Source organism: Sphingomonas caseinilytica (assembly GCF_023516455.1).
GTDB lineage: Bacteria > Pseudomonadota > Alphaproteobacteria > Sphingomonadales > Sphingomonadaceae > Sphingomicrobium > Sphingomicrobium caseinilyticum.
In genome coordinates this window covers 394626-409833 of record NZ_JAMGBA010000001.1, presented here as the reverse complement: position 1 = coordinate 409833, position 15208 = coordinate 394626, and the positions used below count along the sequence as shown (strand labels likewise).

Sequence of the window (15208 nt, the reverse complement as noted above, 5' to 3'; positions counted from 1 at the left end):
TCCGTCTGTATTGATTTTGATGAAATATTGCTGAAGTAATGCAAATGCTCGGAAAATTGGGGGAAAGCAATGTTGAGACCCTGCGTATATCCGATTGTAGCTATATTCTTTGCTAGTGCAACGCCAGCTCTTGCGGCTCAATCGCCCCGGGAATGCAAGCCAGAATACCTTGGAGAGTTGATCTTAAGTCCGGATTCAAACGGACGATCAATGACGCTTCAGTCTCCTTACGCGTTTCGGGACAAAAATTGCGTAACTTGGAGCGTGCGCAAGGGCGCCGTTGTTGACGGTGCTTCCATTCCTCGATGGGCTTGGTCGATTATTGGTGGCCCGTGGGAAGGACCCTATAGAAATGCTTCGGTGATCCATGATTGGTACTGTTCTGTACGCACCCAACCCTGGAAGGCGGTGCACAAAATGTTCCATCAAGGAATGATGGCCTCTGGGGTTTCATCCGCCAAGGCCAGGATCATGTATCTTGCAGTCCTCTATGGCGGACCGCGGTGGGATGAACTCACCATGCGAAATTCCCGGCTCCTGAGCGCTGAGATGAGGCGCGTTAATCCTGAGGTCTTTGAAGCAATGAGTTCAGCGAACGCGTCTCTGAGCATTGGCAATGTCACCGATGCGGAGGCAAAGCTTGCCTCCGCGAAGACCGCAATGCGAACGAATGGAGATCAGTTCGCAGTGGCTTCACTCGCACGAAATATCGCCTTGTCCAAAAACGATAAAGCGACCGCATCAACCGCAATTGAAGCAATGGTTGTCAGCGGAGTGCCAGATGACAAAGCATTAGCCAGCTTGCAGTTTGAGCGAGCGCGTCTCGCGTATGAACAGGGTGATTTTTCAGTCGCCGCTCAAAATGCACAGAACTCGTTAGCTGCAAATTTCAGCGAGGACGCGGCACAATTCCTAGCAACGCTAAAGCGTCAGAATCCGGCGGCAGTTGGTGGCAGCACCAAATCGACACCGGAATTTGAGCCTACTGAGATCGAGTTTCAACGGCTGGCAAATATCGTTGAAAGCGAAGACATGTCACCGGAGCAAATCGAAAAACTCGTGGACGACCTTCGAGAACCGTCACGGGAGTGAATCCCGTGACGTCAGTCGGGTTCGCCTGACGGCGACCCGCTGGCCATGACGAAAACCAGCACTGTCTGGGGGACAGTGCGTTTTCGTCATTTCGCGCTCTCTTCGACATAAGCTCCCGGATCGCGAGCGATCCGCACGCTTATGCTCGGGCGCTCAAGACTTACTGATCCAGGAAGCTCCGCATCTTCCGCGACCGGCTCGGATGCTTCAGCTTCCGCAGCGCCTTCGCCTCAATCTGACGAATACGCTCGCGTGTCACGCTGAACTGCTGACCAACCTCTTCCAGGGTATGATCGGTGTTCATGCCGATTCCGAAGCGCATGCGCAGCACGCGTTCCTCGCGCGGGGTCAGTGACGCCAGCACGCGGGTGACGGTTTCCTTGAGGTTCGCCTGGATCGCGGCGTCGACCGGGATGACGGCGTTCTTGTCCTCGATGAAATCGCCCAGGTGGCTGTCTTCCTCGTCGCCGATCGGCGTTTCGAGGCTGATCGGCTCCTTGGCGATCTTCATCACCTTGCGGACCTTCTCCAGCGGCATGGAGAGGCGCTCGGCCAGTTCTTCCGGGGTCGGCTCGCGGCCCGTTTCGTGCAGGAACTGGCGGCTGGTACGGACCAGCTTGTTGATCGTCTCGATCATGTGGACCGGGATACGGATGGTCCGCGCCTGGTCGGCGATCGACCGGGTGATCGCCTGCCGGATCCACCAGGTGGCGTAGGTCGAGAATTTATAGCCGCGGCGATACTCGAACTTGTCGACCGCCTTCATCAGGCCGATGTTGCCTTCCTGGATCAGGTCCAGGAACTGCAGGCCGCGGTTGGTGTATTTCTTGGCGATGGAGATGACGAGGCGCAGGTTCGCTTCGACCATTTCCTTCTTGGCGATGCGGGCTTCGCGCTCGCCCTTCTGGACCTGGTTGACGATCCGGCGGAACTCGGTGAGCGCCATGCCGGTCGACTGGGCGATTTCCGCGATCTCGCCGCGGATGCGCTCGACGCTATCGGCCTCGGCATCGGCGAAGGCCGCGAACTTCTTGTCGATCTTCGACGCGCGGTCGAGCCAGCTGTCATCCAGCTCGCTGCCCATATAGCTGTCGAGGAAGGCCTTGCGCGGCACGCGGTGACGCTCGGCCAGGCGCAGCATCTGCCCGCCCAGCGCGGTCAGGCGCCGGTTGTAGCTGTAGAGCTGGTCGACCAGATATTCGATCTTGGCCTGGTGGAACTGGACGCTCTCCACTTCCGCGGTCAGCTGTTCCGACAGCTTCTGATACTTCTTCTCGTCGGCCGAGGGCAGTTCCTGGCCGGCGCCAAGCGCTTCCAGCCGGGCGTGCTGCAGCTTGGAGAATTTCTTGTAGAGCGACGTGATGCCGGCGAACTTTTCCAGCGCCATCGGCTTCAACGTCTCTTCCATCTGCGCGAGGGAGAGGGTGTTGTCGTCGTCTTCTTCCTCGGCCTGCGGCTTGGTGCGCCGCTCGACCATATCGTCTTCGTCGTCGGAGCTCGCGGCTTCCTCTTCCTCCGGCTCTTCCTCTTCCTTGAAGGCCGGGCCGGCAACGGCGGCGCTGATCTCGCCTTCGCCTTCGCCGCCGCCTTCTTCGCTCTCGTTGATCTGCTCGGCGGTCGGGCCCTTCGAAAGCATCGCTTCCAGGTCCAGGATCTCGCGCAGCTGCATCGTGCCCTCGTTGAGGGCGTCGGACCATTCGATGATGGCGTTGAAGGTGATCGGGCTTTCGCACAGGCCCCAGATCATCGTGTCGCGGCCGGCCTCGATGCGCTTGGCGATGGCGATTTCGCCTTCACGGGACAGCAGCTCCACCGCGCCCATTTCGCGCAGGTACATGCGCACCGGGTCGTCGGTGCGGTCGACCGCTTCCTTCTTGGTCGCGACTGCCGGGCGCGGGCTTCCGTCGTCCAGCGGATCGACTTCGTCCTCGGGCTCGTCCTTTTCTTCCTCGTCGTCCGAATCGGTGCTTTCGACGATGTTGACGCCCATCTCGCTGATCGCGGACATGATGTCCTCGATCTGCTCGCTGTTCATCTGGTCCTGCGGAAGAGCCTCATTCAGCTCTTCATAGGTGATGACGCCCTTCTTCTTCGCGCGGGCGATCAGTTTCTTGATCTGCGCGTCGTTCAGGTCGATCAGCGGCGCATCGCCGGTCTCGGTTTCGGTCTCGGGGGTTTCGTTTTTCGCCATATTGGGTTCGCCGCTTACTCATTGCCGGCGAGAGACGCCAGCCTGTCGTTGTAACTCTTCTTCGCTGCAATCAGCCGCTGCTGTTCCGCATAGGCTTTCTCGCTGAATTCCTGCTCAAGGCGGCGTGTCGCCTCAGCCAATGCCAGCTCGATCTCCGTCTTGGCGTGAAGCGCCTCGACCGCCAGGCCGAGGTCGCGTCGCGCAAGCTCCGGATCGCTCTTGGACCTGGTGAAGCTGAAGCCGATATCGCCGCCCTTGGAAACCTGCTTCCATTCCGAAGCCGTCTCCGTGTCCGCCAATATGGTGGTTATGCCCGTTCGATCAAGCATTTGTCCGGACATGGTGAGATCGACCATCCGGTCGCGCAGTTTCGCCGCGGCCCGGTCGTCGATCGGAAGATGCGCGAACGTCTCCACATGATCGCCGATCGCGTCCGGATAAAGCGCATGGCCAAGCACCAGCGCGCGGGCCGTCGTCCGGTCGATCCCGCCGGCGCCGATCGCCCTCGTCGCGGCCTGCGGCATCGGGGGCGGGGGCACGAACCTGCCGCCCTGCTTCTTCCATTCCCGCCGGGGAAAGAGAGAGCGTCCTTGTCCCTGCTGTTGTTGGCCGCGCTGTGGCCGCACTAGCGTGTCGAACCGCTGCAGCCATTCGTCGCGGTAGAGCTGTCGGACATTGGGTTCGCCGATCGCCTGCACATGCTCCATCAGCCGCGCCTTCAGGCCCGCGCGCGATTCCGGGGTGTCGAGGGGTGCCGCATCGACTTCGTGGCGCCATAGCCGGTCGACCAGCGGCTCCGGCTTCTCCAGCAGCGCCTCGATCGCTGCCTTGCCGCCTTGCCGGACGAGATCGTCGGGGTCCTGACCTGCCGGAAGCGCCACGAACCGCAGCGTCCGCTCCGGGCCCAGGTGAGGCAGGGCGCGCATCGCCGCCCGCACCGCCGCTTTCTGCCCCGCCGCGTCGCCGTCGAAGCAGCAGATCGGCTGCCCATCCAGCCGCCACATCCGCTCCAGCTGCGTTTCCGTTACTGCCGTGCCGTTCGGCGCCACCGCCTCGTCGATCCCGGCCCGCGACAGGCCGATGACGTCCATATAGCCTTCGACCACGATCAGCCGGTTCGTCTTGCGCGATGCCGGCCCGGCCCGGTCGATGTTGTAGAGCGTCCGCCCCTTGTCGAAGAGCACCGTGTCCGGGCTGTTGAGATACTTCGGCTCGCCCGCGCCCAGGATCCGCCCACCAAATCCGATCACCCGCCCGCGCGCATCGCGGATCGGGAACATGATCCGGCCCCGGAACCGGTCGTAACTGGACTTTCCATCTTCTTCAGGCTGGATGAGAAGACCGCACTCTATCAGCTTGTCTTCACCAAGATTTTTTAGCGCAGCCTTGAGCTTCCCCCTGGCATCCGGCGCAAAGCCGATTCCGAAGTTCCGTATGGTGCTTGCAGTGACGCCTCTTTTCTCGAGATAAGCCCTGGCCTCACCACCCTCGATCCCATCAAGCTGCTCCACATACCATTTCTGCGCAGCACCCATGACGTCATGGAGTCCAGCGGACCGCTCCTGCCGTTCCCGGTCGCGGGGATCGGGGGCAGGGACATCCATCCCGGCCTTCCCGGCCAGCTCCTTCACCGCATCCATGAAGGGCAGGCCGCGGTGGTCGGTCAGGAAGCGGATGGCATCGCCATGAGCCCCGCAACCGAAGCAATGGTAGAAACCCTTCTCGTCGTTGATCGTGAAGCTCGGCGTCTTCTCGTTATGGAAGGGGCAGCAGGCTTTGAATTCGCGACCTGCCTTGATGAGCTTCACCGACGGCCCGATAACCGTCGACAAAGTCGTCCGGGCGCGGAGTTCATCAAGCCATTGGGGAGAAAGCGTCACCTCAACACCGATAGTGCGCCGGGCTGGGCTGCTCAACCGAGTCGTTCAATTGGGCTCCCAACGCTTAGGTGAAAATTTAACGCTGCGGTCAGCAGTTTGATTTACAATGATTAATTACCGCTGCGAATAAGGCCAATTGAGCGTACTCTCTCCCTATTCCGACATACAGCGGCGAAGATCGCTGAGACGGAATGTTTAGGAGGGGGAGAAATATGTTGAACAAGATCAGCGGGCTCGCCCGCTCACTCTACATTATACTCGCAATTGCCGCCGGCTTCGTTGCCATGGGCGGGATGAATGTAGCGTTGGTGCTGGTCGTGCTCGGCCTGATTGCGGGCATCACAATGCCCAAAGACAGGATGGTATTGGCCGCCGCGATCGTCATCGCACTGCCGCTGGTTGGCGCTGCGCTCGCCAACATACCAACAATAGGCGAACAACTCGCAGCCGTGATGACCAACCTCCAGCTCGGTGTGGCTGGCGCACTGGCAAGCGCGATGGTCATCTTCCTGTATGAGCTTACGATGGAAGGTGTGACAGGGCTTACTGCTAGCAAATAGCAGCCCAGGTCATTCCATTCGCATGGGCTCCGCCGCATTCGCGGCGGGGCCTTTTTTCACGGCTCAGGAAAGCGCGGCCTTGACCAGCGCACTGGCCCGGGCAGGTTCGATCGAGCTGGGGTGCCGGGTTTTCACCTCGGCCATCACCCGGCCCATATCCTTCATCGACGAAGCGCCAAGCTCGGCGACGATCGCCTGGATCGCGGCACTGGCTTCGGCATCGTCCATTTGCTGGGGCAGGAAGCGCTCGATGACCGCAATCTCGGCTTCTTCCTTGGCCGCGAGCTCCTCGCGGTTGCCCTTGCGATAGAGATCGACCGATTCGCGGCGTTGCTTGATCATCTTCTGCATGACTTCGGTGACGAGCTGGTCGTCATCGGGCTGCTGCGAAGCGGTGCGAAGTTCGATGTCGCGATTCTTGATTGCCGACTGGATTAGGCGGATCGTCGCCGTCGCGTCCTTGTCGCCACCCTTCATGGCGCTCACCAGCGCAGCCTTTATGTCATCGCGAATCATGCGCGTCCCGTCTCGTTCAACCGGAAAAGACCAGTCCTAGCCGCCAATTCCAAGCTTTCACAGCGTTGACGAGCCGGGCAATCGCGCGTAGCGGCCATCGCTTAGCGAAATCGCCGCAAAACACTCAACGGAAAGGCTCCCTCCGCCGATGGCCGATGCACATCCCGCGCGCACCCAACAACCCGCAGGTGCTACGGGAGTCATTGTTTTCGCGGATGGCCGAACGGTTTGGGGCAGGGGCTTCGGCTCCGAAGGCCAGGCGGTCGGCGAGCTCTGCTTCAACACCGCCATGACCGGATATCAGGAGGTGATGACCGATCCCTCCTACGCGCGGCAAATCATTACCTTCACCTTCCCGCACATCGGCAACGTCGGCGCCAACGAAGAGGATGTCGAAGCTACCGACGCCCATGCGCTCGGCTGCCTGGTTCGCGAAGCCGTGACGTCACCTTCCAACTTCCGCAGCCAGCAGGATTTTCCAACCTGGATGGCCGCGACCGGCCGCATCGGCATTTCCGGCGTCGATACCCGCGCCCTCACTCGCCTCATCCGCCGCGAAGGGCCGCCGACGATCGCCATCGCGCATAACGCCAAGGGCAATTTCGATCTCGAAGCGCTGCAGCAGCTCGCGCAGGAATGGCCGGGTCTCGAAGGCATGGACCTCGCCAAGGAAGTCAGCCGCGACCAGCTGGAGGCCTGGAGCGGCGGCAAGTGGGAGCTGGGCGAGGGCTATGCGATGGGCGGCGAGGGCAACGACCGCCCGCACGTCGTGGCGATCGACTATGGCGCCAAGCGCAACATCTTCCGCAACCTGGTCGAAGCCGGTGCCCGGGTAACGGTTCTGCCGGCCACCGCGTCCTTTGAAGAGGTGATGGGCCATGAGCCCGACGGCTTTTTCCTGTCGAACGGCCCGGGCGACCCGGCGGCGACGGGCGAATACGCCGTGCCGGTCATCCGGCAGATGCTGGAAACGAAAAAACCGCTGTTCGGCATCTGCCTCGGCCACCAGATGCTGGCGCTGGCGGTGGGCGGCAAGACATCGAAGATGTTCCAGGGCCACCGCGGCGCCAACCATCCGGTCAAGCGCCTCAGCGATGGTCAGGTGGAAATCACCAGCATGAACCATGGCTTTGCGGTCGAGCGCGAGGGGCTGCCCGGCAATGTCCGCGAAACCCACGTCAGTCTTTTCGACGATAGCAACTGCGGGATCGAACTGATCGACCGCCCTGCCTTCAGCGTCCAATATCATCCGGAAGCAAGCCCCGGACCGCAGGACAGTTTCTACCTGTTCCAGCGCTTCGTGGCCCAGATGAAGGAGGCGTAATCATGCGAACGTTGCTGATCGTCCCGGTGCTGTCCCTGCTGGCGGCGCCGTCATTGGCGCAGGAGGTCGTGAAGATCCCGGCGAAGGAAGCGCCGACTGTTTCGCGCCCCGACGACCTGTTCAACCTTCCGCCCGGCCAGTGGCATTACGCCAAGCAACTCTGGAGCGGGAACGCGCCCTGCGACATCCAGCATTGCGAAGCGGGCTATACCGACGGGATACTGGCGGTGAGCGTCGAACGTTCGGAGAAGTTTGTCCGCCTGATTGCGGGCTTCAGGAATTGCGAGGCGGTCGGCTTCAGCGAAATGGAACCGGGCAACAAGCCTGGGAAATATAACCGCAAGAAGGTGCGCAAGCAGGTCAACAACGTCGTGAAGGGCGTTGCCAAGAGCTGCAACTTGACCGCGCCGACCCTGCCGGATCTCGACCCGGCACTTCTGTACCCGGCGAAGGTGGGCTAGCCAGTGGGTCTTGCTCGTCTTGCTGCCTTGGGATCCTGCATGCTGGTTGCGGCCTGCGCGACCGCGCGGATGCATAGCCAGGACGAACTGAACAGCGCGAGCTTGGGATGCGGCCTGACCTATGGCGAGCTCATCCAGGACGAAGAAGAGAAGAAGCTGCTAATCATGTTCCGGGCTGCGCCCAGCCCAGAACATCGCGAATGCGTCTACAAGTGGGCGCGCCAGAACCATCTCAAACTGGTGGTCATCGACGGCATCCAGTTCCCAGAGGAGACCAAATAGTGGCTGACAACGACTGGCAGCAGCAGGTCCTGATGAATGAGTCCGTGTTCGCGGCACTGACGTCGAACGGCGAGGACCTGTCCGACGGGCGCCATGTGATCCATTATTTCTACGACGGCGATGTCGATGGATTGAAGGCCGCCCTGGGCGAAGATGGCTACGTCGTCAGCCCAACAAATACATCTCCCGGCGTGATCGCGGAGATTTTTGCGGTGACCGACCATGACTGGTCGGAATCCGAGATGAAGAAAATGTGCGATTTGGCCAACCGGTTCGGCGCGGAATACGACGGTTGGGAAGCATCCATGGTCCGCAAGGGAAAGCAGAACTAAATTGCCCAAGCGTACTGATATCAGCTCCATCCTCATTATCGGCGCCGGCCCGATCGTCATCGGACAGGCGGCGGAATTCGATTATTCAGGATCGCAGGCGGTCAAGGCGCTGAAGGCCGAGGGCTATCGCGTCATCGTCGTCAATTCGAACCCGGCTACGATCATGACCGATCCGGAGCTGGCCGATGCAACCTATATCGAGCCCATCACGCCGGAGATCGTCGAAAGGATCATCGAAAAGGAGCGGCCCGATGCGCTTCTGCCGACGATGGGCGGACAGACTGCGCTCAATACGGCTCTGACGCTCAACCGCACGGGGGTGCTGGAGAAGCATGGGGTAAAGCTGATCGGCGCCCAGGCAGAGGCGATCGACAAGGCCGAGGATCGGCAGAAGTTCCGCGAGGCGATGGACAAGATCGGGTTGGAGAGCGCCCGTTCGGGCATCGCGCACAATCTTGAAGACGCGCTGAAGGTCCTTGAATCCACAGGCCTTCCCTCAATCATCCGGCCGAGTTTCACGCTCGGCGGCACCGGTGGCGGCGTCGCCTACAACCGCGAGGAATTCGTCGAGATCGTGAAGAGCGGCCTCGACGCAAGCCCGACCAACGAGGTGCTTATCGAGGAATCGCTGCTCGGCTGGAAGGAATATGAGATGGAGGTGGTCCGCGATCGTGCCGATAACGCCATCATCATCTGCTCGATCGAGAATGTCGATCCGATGGGCGTCCATACCGGCGACAGTATCACCGTCGCGCCCGCGCTTACGCTGACCGACAAAGAGTATCAGCGGATGCGGTCGGCATCGATCGCGGTGCTCCGTGAAATCGGCGTCGAAACGGGCGGTTCCAACGTCCAGTTCGCGATCAATCCGAAGAATGGACGGATGATCGTGATCGAGATGAACCCCCGCGTGTCGCGGTCGTCGGCACTGGCTTCCAAGGCCACGGGCTTCCCGATCGCAAAGGTCGCCGCACGCCTTGCGGTAGGCTACACGCTGGATGAAATCTCCAACGACATCACCGGCGGCGCCACGCCGGCAAGTTTCGAGCCGACGATCGACTATGTCGTGACAAAGGTCCCGCGCTTCGCCTTCGAGAAATTCAAGGGTGCGTCCGATCAACTCTCGACCGCGATGAAGTCGGTCGGCGAGGCGATGGCGATCGGTCGCAACTTCGCCGAGAGCCTTCAGAAGGCGCTGCGTGGCATGGAAACAGGCTTGTCAGGTCTCGATCGCGTGCCCGACCTGATGAATGCGTCGGAACAGGAAATCGAGAATGCCCTGGGCCGACCGACGCCCGACCGCTTGCTCGTTGCGGCCGAAGCGCTTCGTCATGGCTTCACCATTCAGCGTATCCACGAAATCAGCGGATTCGATCCCTGGTTCATCGAGCGCCTCGCCGAAGTCGTCCGGGCCGAGGAGCAAGTTCGCGACGAGGGGCTTCCCCACGACGCGGCGGGCATGCGTCAGCTGAAGGCCATGGGCTTCTCCGACAAGCGTCTTTCACAGCTCGCGCTGCGCTCGGCCAATGTGGAACGTCAAATGTCCGAAGTCGCAGCCCGCGGCGGCGGCGTTGTTCATGACGCCCTTCGAGGCCTGACCGGCGGTGTCACCGAGGCGGAAGTGCGCAAGGCGCGCCTGAAGCTCGGCGTTCGTCCGGTGTTCAAGCGGATCGACAGCTGCGCGGCCGAGTTCGATGCGGCGACGCCCTACCTCTATTCGACCTACGAAGCCCCGTTGTTCGGCGAGCCCGAGGACGAAGCGGAGATCAGCGACCGGCGCAAGGTGGTCATCCTCGGCGGTGGGCCGAACCGCATCGGGCAGGGGATCGAGTTCGACTATTGCTGCTGCCACGCTTCCTTCGCGCTGAAGGACGCCGGATTCGAAACGATCATGGTCAATTGCAACCCGGAGACGGTCTCGACCGATCCCGAGACCAGCGACCGGCTCTATTTCGAGCCCCTGACCGCCGAAGACGTGCTGGAAATCGTCCACCGAGAGGCCGAGAAGGGCAAGCTCGAGGGCGTGGTCGTCCAGCTTGGGGGGCAGACCCCGCTGAAACTTGCGGCAGAGCTTCTCGCCGACGGCATTCCGATCCTCGGAACGACCCCCGACAGCATCGATCTCGCCGAAGACCGCGAGCGTTTCGCGAAGCTGGTGGACAAGCTTGGCCTGAAGCAACCGGCAAACGGCCTTGCCCGTAGCCGTGACGAGGCGATCGCGGTCGCTGAGCGCATCGGTTACCCCGTCTTGCTGCGACCCAGCTATGTCCTCGGCGGCCGTGCCATGGAGGTCGTCGACGGACCGGAACAGCTCGATCACTATATCGCCACGGCCGTCCAGGTATCGGGAACTTCGCCGGTGCTGATCGATCGCTACCTTCGCGACGCCGTAGAAGTCGACGTAGACGCGATCTGCGATGGCAAAGACGTGGCGGTCACCGGAATTCTGCAGCACATCGAGGAAGCCGGCGTTCATTCGGGCGACAGCGCTTGTTCGATCCCGCCTTATAGCCTGTCCGACAAGATCGTTGCGGAGATTGAACGCCAGACCAGGGCGTTGGCGCTTGCGCTCAACGTCAAGGGACTGATGAACGTCCAATATGCGGTCAAGAACGACGAATTGTACCTGATCGAGGTCAATCCACGCGCCAGCCGCACCGTGCCCTTCGTGGCCAAGGCCATCGGTCGCCCGATCGCCAAGATCGCCGCAAGGGTGATGGCCGGTGAGCCGCTCAGCAGTTTCGATCCGATCGACCGCGACATCGGACATATCGCGATCAAGGAGTCGGTTTTCCCCTTCGCGCGCTTCCCGGGCACCGATCCCGTCCTCTCGCCAGAAATGAAGAGTACCGGCGAAGTCATGGGAATCGATAGTAATTTCGATATCGCATTCGCCAAGTCACAACTTGGTGGCGGCGTGCATCTTCCGGAGCAGGGAACGGTGTTCGTGTCGGTCAAGGACACCGACAAGCAGCATATCGTCGCGGCGGCGGCCAAGATGGTGGAGCTGGGATTCCGGCTCATCGCTACGGGTGGTACGGCCACGCATCTCGAAAATCAGGGCCTGCCGGTCGAGCGGGTCAACAAGGTAGCGCAGGGCCGCCCGCACATTGTCGACCGGATCGTCGACGGAGACGTGCAGCTGGTGTTTAACACAACGGAAGGCTGGCAGTCCTTGAAAGACAGCCAGGCGATCCGCGAAGCTGCCCTGAAAAACAAGGTGCCCTACTTCACGACGGCGCCGGCAAGCGTGGCGACAGCGCGGGCGATCGAGGCGCTTCGCGGACATGCGCTTGAAGTAAAATCGCTCCAATCCTATTATTCAGCGTCCAAAGCGTAATTTTCTTACAATGTGCCTGAGCACGCGCCGACATTGGGTCCGGCGCCCGGGCGGGTTTTTGATCAAGAGGTGAGTGAACAATGGCGAGCGACAAGGTGCCGATGTTGGCCGAAGGCCACCGGGCGCTGACCGATGAGGTAAAGCGGCTGAAGACCGTCGAACGCCCGGCGGTAATCGACGCGATCGAGGAAGCTCGCGCCCATGGCGATCTCAGCGAGAACGCGGAATATCATGCCGCAAAGGAACGTCAGGGTCATATCGAAGCCAGTATCGCCGATATCGACGACCGGCTGAGCCGCGCCCTGGTTATCGACCCGACGACGCTTTCCGGCGACAAGGTCGTGTTCGGTGCAACCGTTACGCTCGTCGACGAGGACGACAAGGAGATCCGCTATCAGCTGGTTGGCCAGCAGGAAGCAGACGCGAAGGTCGGGCGGATCAGCTATAATTCGCCGCTTGGCCGCGCCCTCATCGGCCGCGAGGTCGGCGATGAGGTCGAAGTGACCACTCCGGCGGGCGACCGCTATTACGAAGTCGCCAAGATCGAGTTCATCTAGGCACGTGCTGAAATTGAGAAGCGCGACCGCTATCATCGCCATCGTCACGGTGGCGGTGTCTGCGATCGCGATCTTCTGGGGCGTCGATTATTCGGCTGTGTTCGCCGGCTTCATTCCGGCCCGGATATCCGGCGTGGTTCAGTTGGCGGGCGCATTGCCGGCATGGATTACGCCGTTCAGCTCCGCACTCGTGCATGGCGGCTGGCTACACCTCGGCGTCAACATGCTGATGTTGGTGTTCGCCGGCTCGATGGTGGAGCGGGTCATTGGCGGGACAGGTTTGCTGTTCGCCTATGTGATCGGTGCGCTTGTCGCCGCATTCTCCCAATTCATCGTCGATCCGGGCAGCCCGATCCCAATGGTCGGCGCAAGCGGTGCGATCAGCGCGCTATTCGGCCTATACGCTCTGTTCTTCGGCGCACCAAAGCAGGTCACTCGCAACCAGAAACTCAACCGCTGGCTCCACGTCGCATGGCTGCTGGTGGCCTGGGTCGTGCTACAATGGATGGCAGGTTATCTTGCTGGCGGCGGGGGCGTAATGCTCGCCACCCCAGCGCACATCGGCGGATTCATCGCCGGATTGTTGCTCCAGCGGCCATTGCTGCTGTGGAGATACCGGAAAGCCTAGGCCTTCGGGCGGGATATCCCTTCCATGTCCGGCTCAAGCAGCCGGTGGAGGTGGACGACCACATATTTCATCTCGGCATCGTCGACCGACCGCTGTGCGGCGCCGCGCCAGGCATCCTCGGCCGCCGCATAGCTGTCGTACAGGCCGACCAGGTCGATCTTCTCGAGGTCGACGAATTCCAGGCCCTGCGGATCCTTGACCCGGCCACCGAAGACGAGATGAAGTTTGCTCATAGCGAGGCCGCTAGCATCAAAACCGCGTGCCCTTCAATCAGCCCTTGTTCCGGACTGCGCCGACGGCCGCCTGCCCGCCCGTTCGTGCGGCCTCTCCGATTCCATCGAGAACGGACTGGACGACGCCCTTGCCGGCTTCCCGCGTGATGTTGAGCTCGGATAGTTTCTCACGGCTTGCTTCCTTTGCCGCGCTTGCCGCGGCACGGGCGCCATCGGTGATCCGCCCGCCAAGCGGTCCCACAAGCTTCTTTTCGGTTTCCGTCCTCGGCAGCAGCGCGGCGATGAGCGCGCCAAGGGCAAGCCCACCACCCAAGGCCATGATCGGGGCGGCGTCGATCCCGTCACGGGTCCGTTCGCGAGCGCTGTCATAAGCTTCGATCGCCCGTTCGCGTGGACTTTGAGCCGAGCTGGTCTGGTTCTTTTTCTGCTGCTGCCTGGCCATTACGCTTTCTCCACTTTCTTCGGTGCCGTGCGGGCGGTCGTTCGAGCCGGCCGCCGTGCGGGCGCCTTACCCGACTTGGTTGACGTTGCTTTGGGTTTCAACGCCGCAGCTTTGCGCTTGGGTTCCTTTTTTGACGTCATGGCGTCGTACAAATTGCTCACTGCGTCTTTGATCGGCTCCCGCGCCAGGAACATCGTCAACGCCGCAACCACACCACCGGCCGCCACCGGCCGCTTCTTCACCGCGTCCACCGCATCCTCGGCCAGGTCCGCACCCTTGTCCTTGGCCTTTTCCCAAGCCTCATTGGCCAGCGTTTTCGGCTGCAGGCGAACCTGAAGCTCGCGCGCCGTGTCGATCAGCGACGCACGAGTTCGCGCCACCTTTATCCGGGCCGCCGAGACCTTGGGCGTGTCGGTCATTTGAGTTTCCCCAATTCCTTCTTGGCCCAGAGCCCGAGCCATCCGGCGATCCCGAACGTGACGAGCGCGGCGATGAGGCCGCCTGCCAAGGGACCGACCAGCGTTGCGAGGGCCAGCGCCAATGTCATGCAGAGGACCACGACACCTGCGATCAGGAACAGCAGCGCTGCTCCGGCCAGCAGAGCAGGCTTCTTCGCCGCGTCCGCCTTCGCCTCCGCCGTGGCCTTGGCAAGCCCCAGTTCAGCCTTGGCGTAAGCCTTTCCTTCGTCGATCAGCTGGCCGAACAGCTCGCCAATCGGCCGCTCCTGAAGATCGTCGTCGCCCCCGTTGGCCATGGTCTAGCTCTTGTCGTTATTGCCCTGATCGAGGCCGGCCTTCACCAGCCGGACCAGCGCGAAACCGATGATCGCCGCTCCGGCCAAGGCGACGCCCGGGCTCTTGCGGACGAATTCGCGAGTGTCGTCGATCAGCTCGTCAGGATTCTTGGCCGCAATTTTACCGGCGGCATCTTCCAGCGCGGAAGCGGCACGGCGCGCGTATTCGCCATATTCCTCGCCCAGCCGGTCATCGAGGCTCGCGGCCGTGTCGCCAACCAGCTTCGAGACGTTGGCCAATGCTTCGCCGCCGCGCTCAAGGCCCTGGCCCACCAGCTCGCGTGCCTTATCGGCGGCCTGGCCGGAAATCTTGTCGGTGCTGCCGCGCAGCTTTTCGATCGCTTTGTCACGGGCAGTGGGTTCACGCACGATCAGTGCCTCCTCACTTTCGGTAATGGATGCGCCGGCAATAACGGCATCCGTGCCTTCGGGAAGTTCTTTCGGGTCGGCCATGTTGAAATCCTCCTTTCGCACTTCAACCCGGCACGCCCACCCTCGTTCCGGCGTCGCATTCGCAACGATCCATAAGTTGCACCCTTTGCCGCGCGCCGTATAGGGGCCGCAACGAATTCACTTG

At 61.5% G+C, this 15208-nt stretch carries 17 protein-coding genes; 9 read left to right on the top strand and 8 right to left on the bottom strand.

The window, feature by feature from the left end:
• The first annotated feature begins 69 nt into the window (after positions 1–69).
• On the top strand, positions 70–1092 hold the full coding sequence (locus tag LZ496_RS02075; protein WP_366516675.1) for a DUF1353 domain-containing protein: 1023 nt from the start codon (positions 70–72) through the stop codon (positions 1090–1092).
• Between the two features lie 160 nt (positions 1093–1252).
• Here the strand turns inward: LZ496_RS02075 and rpoD are convergent, their stop codons facing one another.
• Positions 1253–3283 carry an RNA polymerase sigma factor RpoD gene (rpoD, locus tag LZ496_RS02070; protein ID WP_249902934.1) on the bottom strand — a complete coding sequence of 677 codons (2031 nt, stop codon included), beginning with the start codon at positions 3281–3283 and terminating at the stop codon, positions 1253–1255.
• 14 nt (positions 3284–3297) lie between these two features.
• Complete coding sequence (gene dnaG / locus LZ496_RS02065; RefSeq protein WP_249902933.1) at positions 3298–5163, bottom strand: DNA primase; 1866 nt, start codon at positions 5161–5163, stop codon at positions 3298–3300.
• 212 nt (positions 5164–5375) lie between these two features.
• Between dnaG and LZ496_RS02060 the strand changes: the two genes are divergently transcribed.
• Complete coding sequence (locus LZ496_RS02060) at positions 5376–5723, top strand: hypothetical protein (RefSeq protein WP_249902932.1); 348 nt, start codon at positions 5376–5378, stop codon at positions 5721–5723.
• Between the two features lie 63 nt (positions 5724–5786).
• Here the strand turns inward: LZ496_RS02060 and LZ496_RS02055 are convergent, their stop codons facing one another.
• Complete coding sequence (locus tag LZ496_RS02055; protein ID WP_249902931.1) at positions 5787–6239, bottom strand: GatB/YqeY domain-containing protein; 453 nt, start codon at positions 6237–6239, stop codon at positions 5787–5789.
• Between the two features lie 148 nt (positions 6240–6387).
• Between LZ496_RS02055 and carA the strand changes: the two genes are divergently transcribed.
• From carA to LZ496_RS02020, 7 genes are all read left to right on the top strand, one after another.
• Positions 6388–7563 (top strand): glutamine-hydrolyzing carbamoyl-phosphate synthase small subunit, encoded by a 1176-nt coding sequence (gene carA, locus LZ496_RS02050; RefSeq protein WP_249902930.1) that lies wholly within the window; start codon positions 6388–6390, stop codon positions 7561–7563.
• 2 nt (positions 7564–7565) lie between these two features.
• On the top strand, positions 7566–8024 hold the full coding sequence (locus tag LZ496_RS02045) for a hypothetical protein (protein ID WP_249902928.1): 459 nt from the start codon (positions 7566–7568) through the stop codon (positions 8022–8024).
• A gap of 3 nt (positions 8025–8027) precedes the next feature.
• The gene (locus LZ496_RS02040) at positions 8028–8306 is read left to right on the top strand and encodes a hypothetical protein (protein ID WP_249902927.1); all 279 of its coding nucleotides are present in this window, start codon (positions 8028–8030) and stop codon (positions 8304–8306) included.
• Complete coding sequence (locus tag LZ496_RS02035) at positions 8306–8638, top strand: ribonuclease E inhibitor RraB (RefSeq protein ID WP_249902926.1); 333 nt, start codon at positions 8306–8308, stop codon at positions 8636–8638. Before LZ496_RS02040 ends, LZ496_RS02035 begins: the two co-directional genes overlap by 1 nt.
• Before the next feature lies 1 nt (position 8639).
• On the top strand, positions 8640–11978 hold the full coding sequence (gene carB, locus LZ496_RS02030) for a carbamoyl-phosphate synthase large subunit (RefSeq protein ID WP_249902925.1): 3339 nt from the start codon (positions 8640–8642) through the stop codon (positions 11976–11978).
• A gap of 80 nt (positions 11979–12058) precedes the next feature.
• A complete protein-coding gene (greA, locus tag LZ496_RS02025; protein ID WP_249902924.1) occupies positions 12059–12535 on the top strand; it encodes a transcription elongation factor GreA in 477 nt (158 codons plus the stop codon).
• A gap of 13 nt (positions 12536–12548) precedes the next feature.
• Positions 12549–13163: a rhomboid family intramembrane serine protease gene (locus tag LZ496_RS02020; protein ID WP_249902923.1), complete on the top strand. Its 615-nt coding sequence runs from the start codon at positions 12549–12551 to the stop codon at positions 13161–13163.
• Here the strand turns inward: LZ496_RS02020 and LZ496_RS02015 are convergent.
• Genes LZ496_RS02015 through LZ496_RS01995 form a run of 5 tightly spaced genes read right to left on the bottom strand, consistent with a single transcriptional unit; the run spans position 13160 to position 15084 of the window.
• Positions 13160–13396: a DUF4170 domain-containing protein gene (locus tag LZ496_RS02015; RefSeq protein ID WP_249902922.1), complete on the bottom strand. Its 237-nt coding sequence runs from the start codon at positions 13394–13396 to the stop codon at positions 13160–13162. The two genes, LZ496_RS02020 and LZ496_RS02015, sit on opposite strands and share 4 nt — an antisense overlap.
• A 37-nt stretch (positions 13397–13433) precedes the next feature.
• Complete coding sequence (locus LZ496_RS02010; RefSeq protein ID WP_249902921.1) at positions 13434–13838, bottom strand: hypothetical protein; 405 nt, start codon at positions 13836–13838, stop codon at positions 13434–13436.
• The gene (locus tag LZ496_RS02005) at positions 13838–14257 is read right to left on the bottom strand and encodes a DUF3618 domain-containing protein (protein WP_249902920.1); all 420 of its coding nucleotides are present in this window, start codon (positions 14255–14257) and stop codon (positions 13838–13840) included. Before LZ496_RS02005 ends, LZ496_RS02010 begins: the two co-directional genes overlap by 1 nt.
• Positions 14254–14592, bottom strand: a complete 339-nt coding sequence (locus LZ496_RS02000) for a phage holin family protein (protein ID WP_249902919.1) — start codon at positions 14590–14592, stop codon at positions 14254–14256. Before LZ496_RS02000 ends, LZ496_RS02005 begins: the two co-directional genes overlap by 4 nt.
• 3 nt (positions 14593–14595) lie before the next feature.
• Positions 14596–15084, bottom strand: a complete 489-nt coding sequence (locus LZ496_RS01995) for a hypothetical protein (RefSeq protein WP_249902918.1) — start codon at positions 15082–15084, stop codon at positions 14596–14598.
• Positions 15085–15208: the final 124 nt, after the last annotated feature.

What these genes read in the sequence shown, in the direction of transcription:
- LZ496_RS02075 (WP_366516675.1), top strand. Translation starts at nt 70, where the DNA reads ATGTTGAGACCCTGCGTATATCCGATTGTAGCTATATTCTTTGCTAGT.
- rpoD (WP_249902934.1), bottom strand. Translation starts at nt 3,283, where the DNA reads ATGGCGAAAAACGAAACCCCCGAGACCGAAACCGAGACCGGCGATGCG.
- LZ496_RS02060 (WP_249902932.1), top strand. Translation starts at nt 5,376, where the DNA reads ATGTTGAACAAGATCAGCGGGCTCGCCCGCTCACTCTACATTATACTC.
- LZ496_RS02055 (WP_249902931.1), bottom strand. Translation starts at nt 6,239, where the DNA reads ATGATTCGCGATGACATAAAGGCTGCGCTGGTGAGCGCCATGAAGGGT.
- carA (WP_249902930.1), top strand. Translation starts at nt 6,388, where the DNA reads ATGGCCGATGCACATCCCGCGCGCACCCAACAACCCGCAGGTGCTACG.
- LZ496_RS02045 (WP_249902928.1), top strand. Translation starts at nt 7,566, where the DNA reads ATGCGAACGTTGCTGATCGTCCCGGTGCTGTCCCTGCTGGCGGCGCCG.
- greA (WP_249902924.1), top strand. Translation starts at nt 12,059, where the DNA reads ATGGCGAGCGACAAGGTGCCGATGTTGGCCGAAGGCCACCGGGCGCTG.
- LZ496_RS02015 (WP_249902922.1), bottom strand. Translation starts at nt 13,396, where the DNA reads ATGAGCAAACTTCATCTCGTCTTCGGTGGCCGGGTCAAGGATCCGCAG.
- LZ496_RS02010 (WP_249902921.1), bottom strand. Translation starts at nt 13,838, where the DNA reads ATGGCCAGGCAGCAGCAGAAAAAGAACCAGACCAGCTCGGCTCAAAGT.
- LZ496_RS02005 (WP_249902920.1), bottom strand. Translation starts at nt 14,257, where the DNA reads ATGACCGACACGCCCAAGGTCTCGGCGGCCCGGATAAAGGTGGCGCGA.
- LZ496_RS02000 (WP_249902919.1), bottom strand. Translation starts at nt 14,592, where the DNA reads ATGGCCAACGGGGGCGACGACGATCTTCAGGAGCGGCCGATTGGCGAG.
- LZ496_RS01995 (WP_249902918.1), bottom strand. Translation starts at nt 15,084, where the DNA reads ATGGCCGACCCGAAAGAACTTCCCGAAGGCACGGATGCCGTTATTGCC.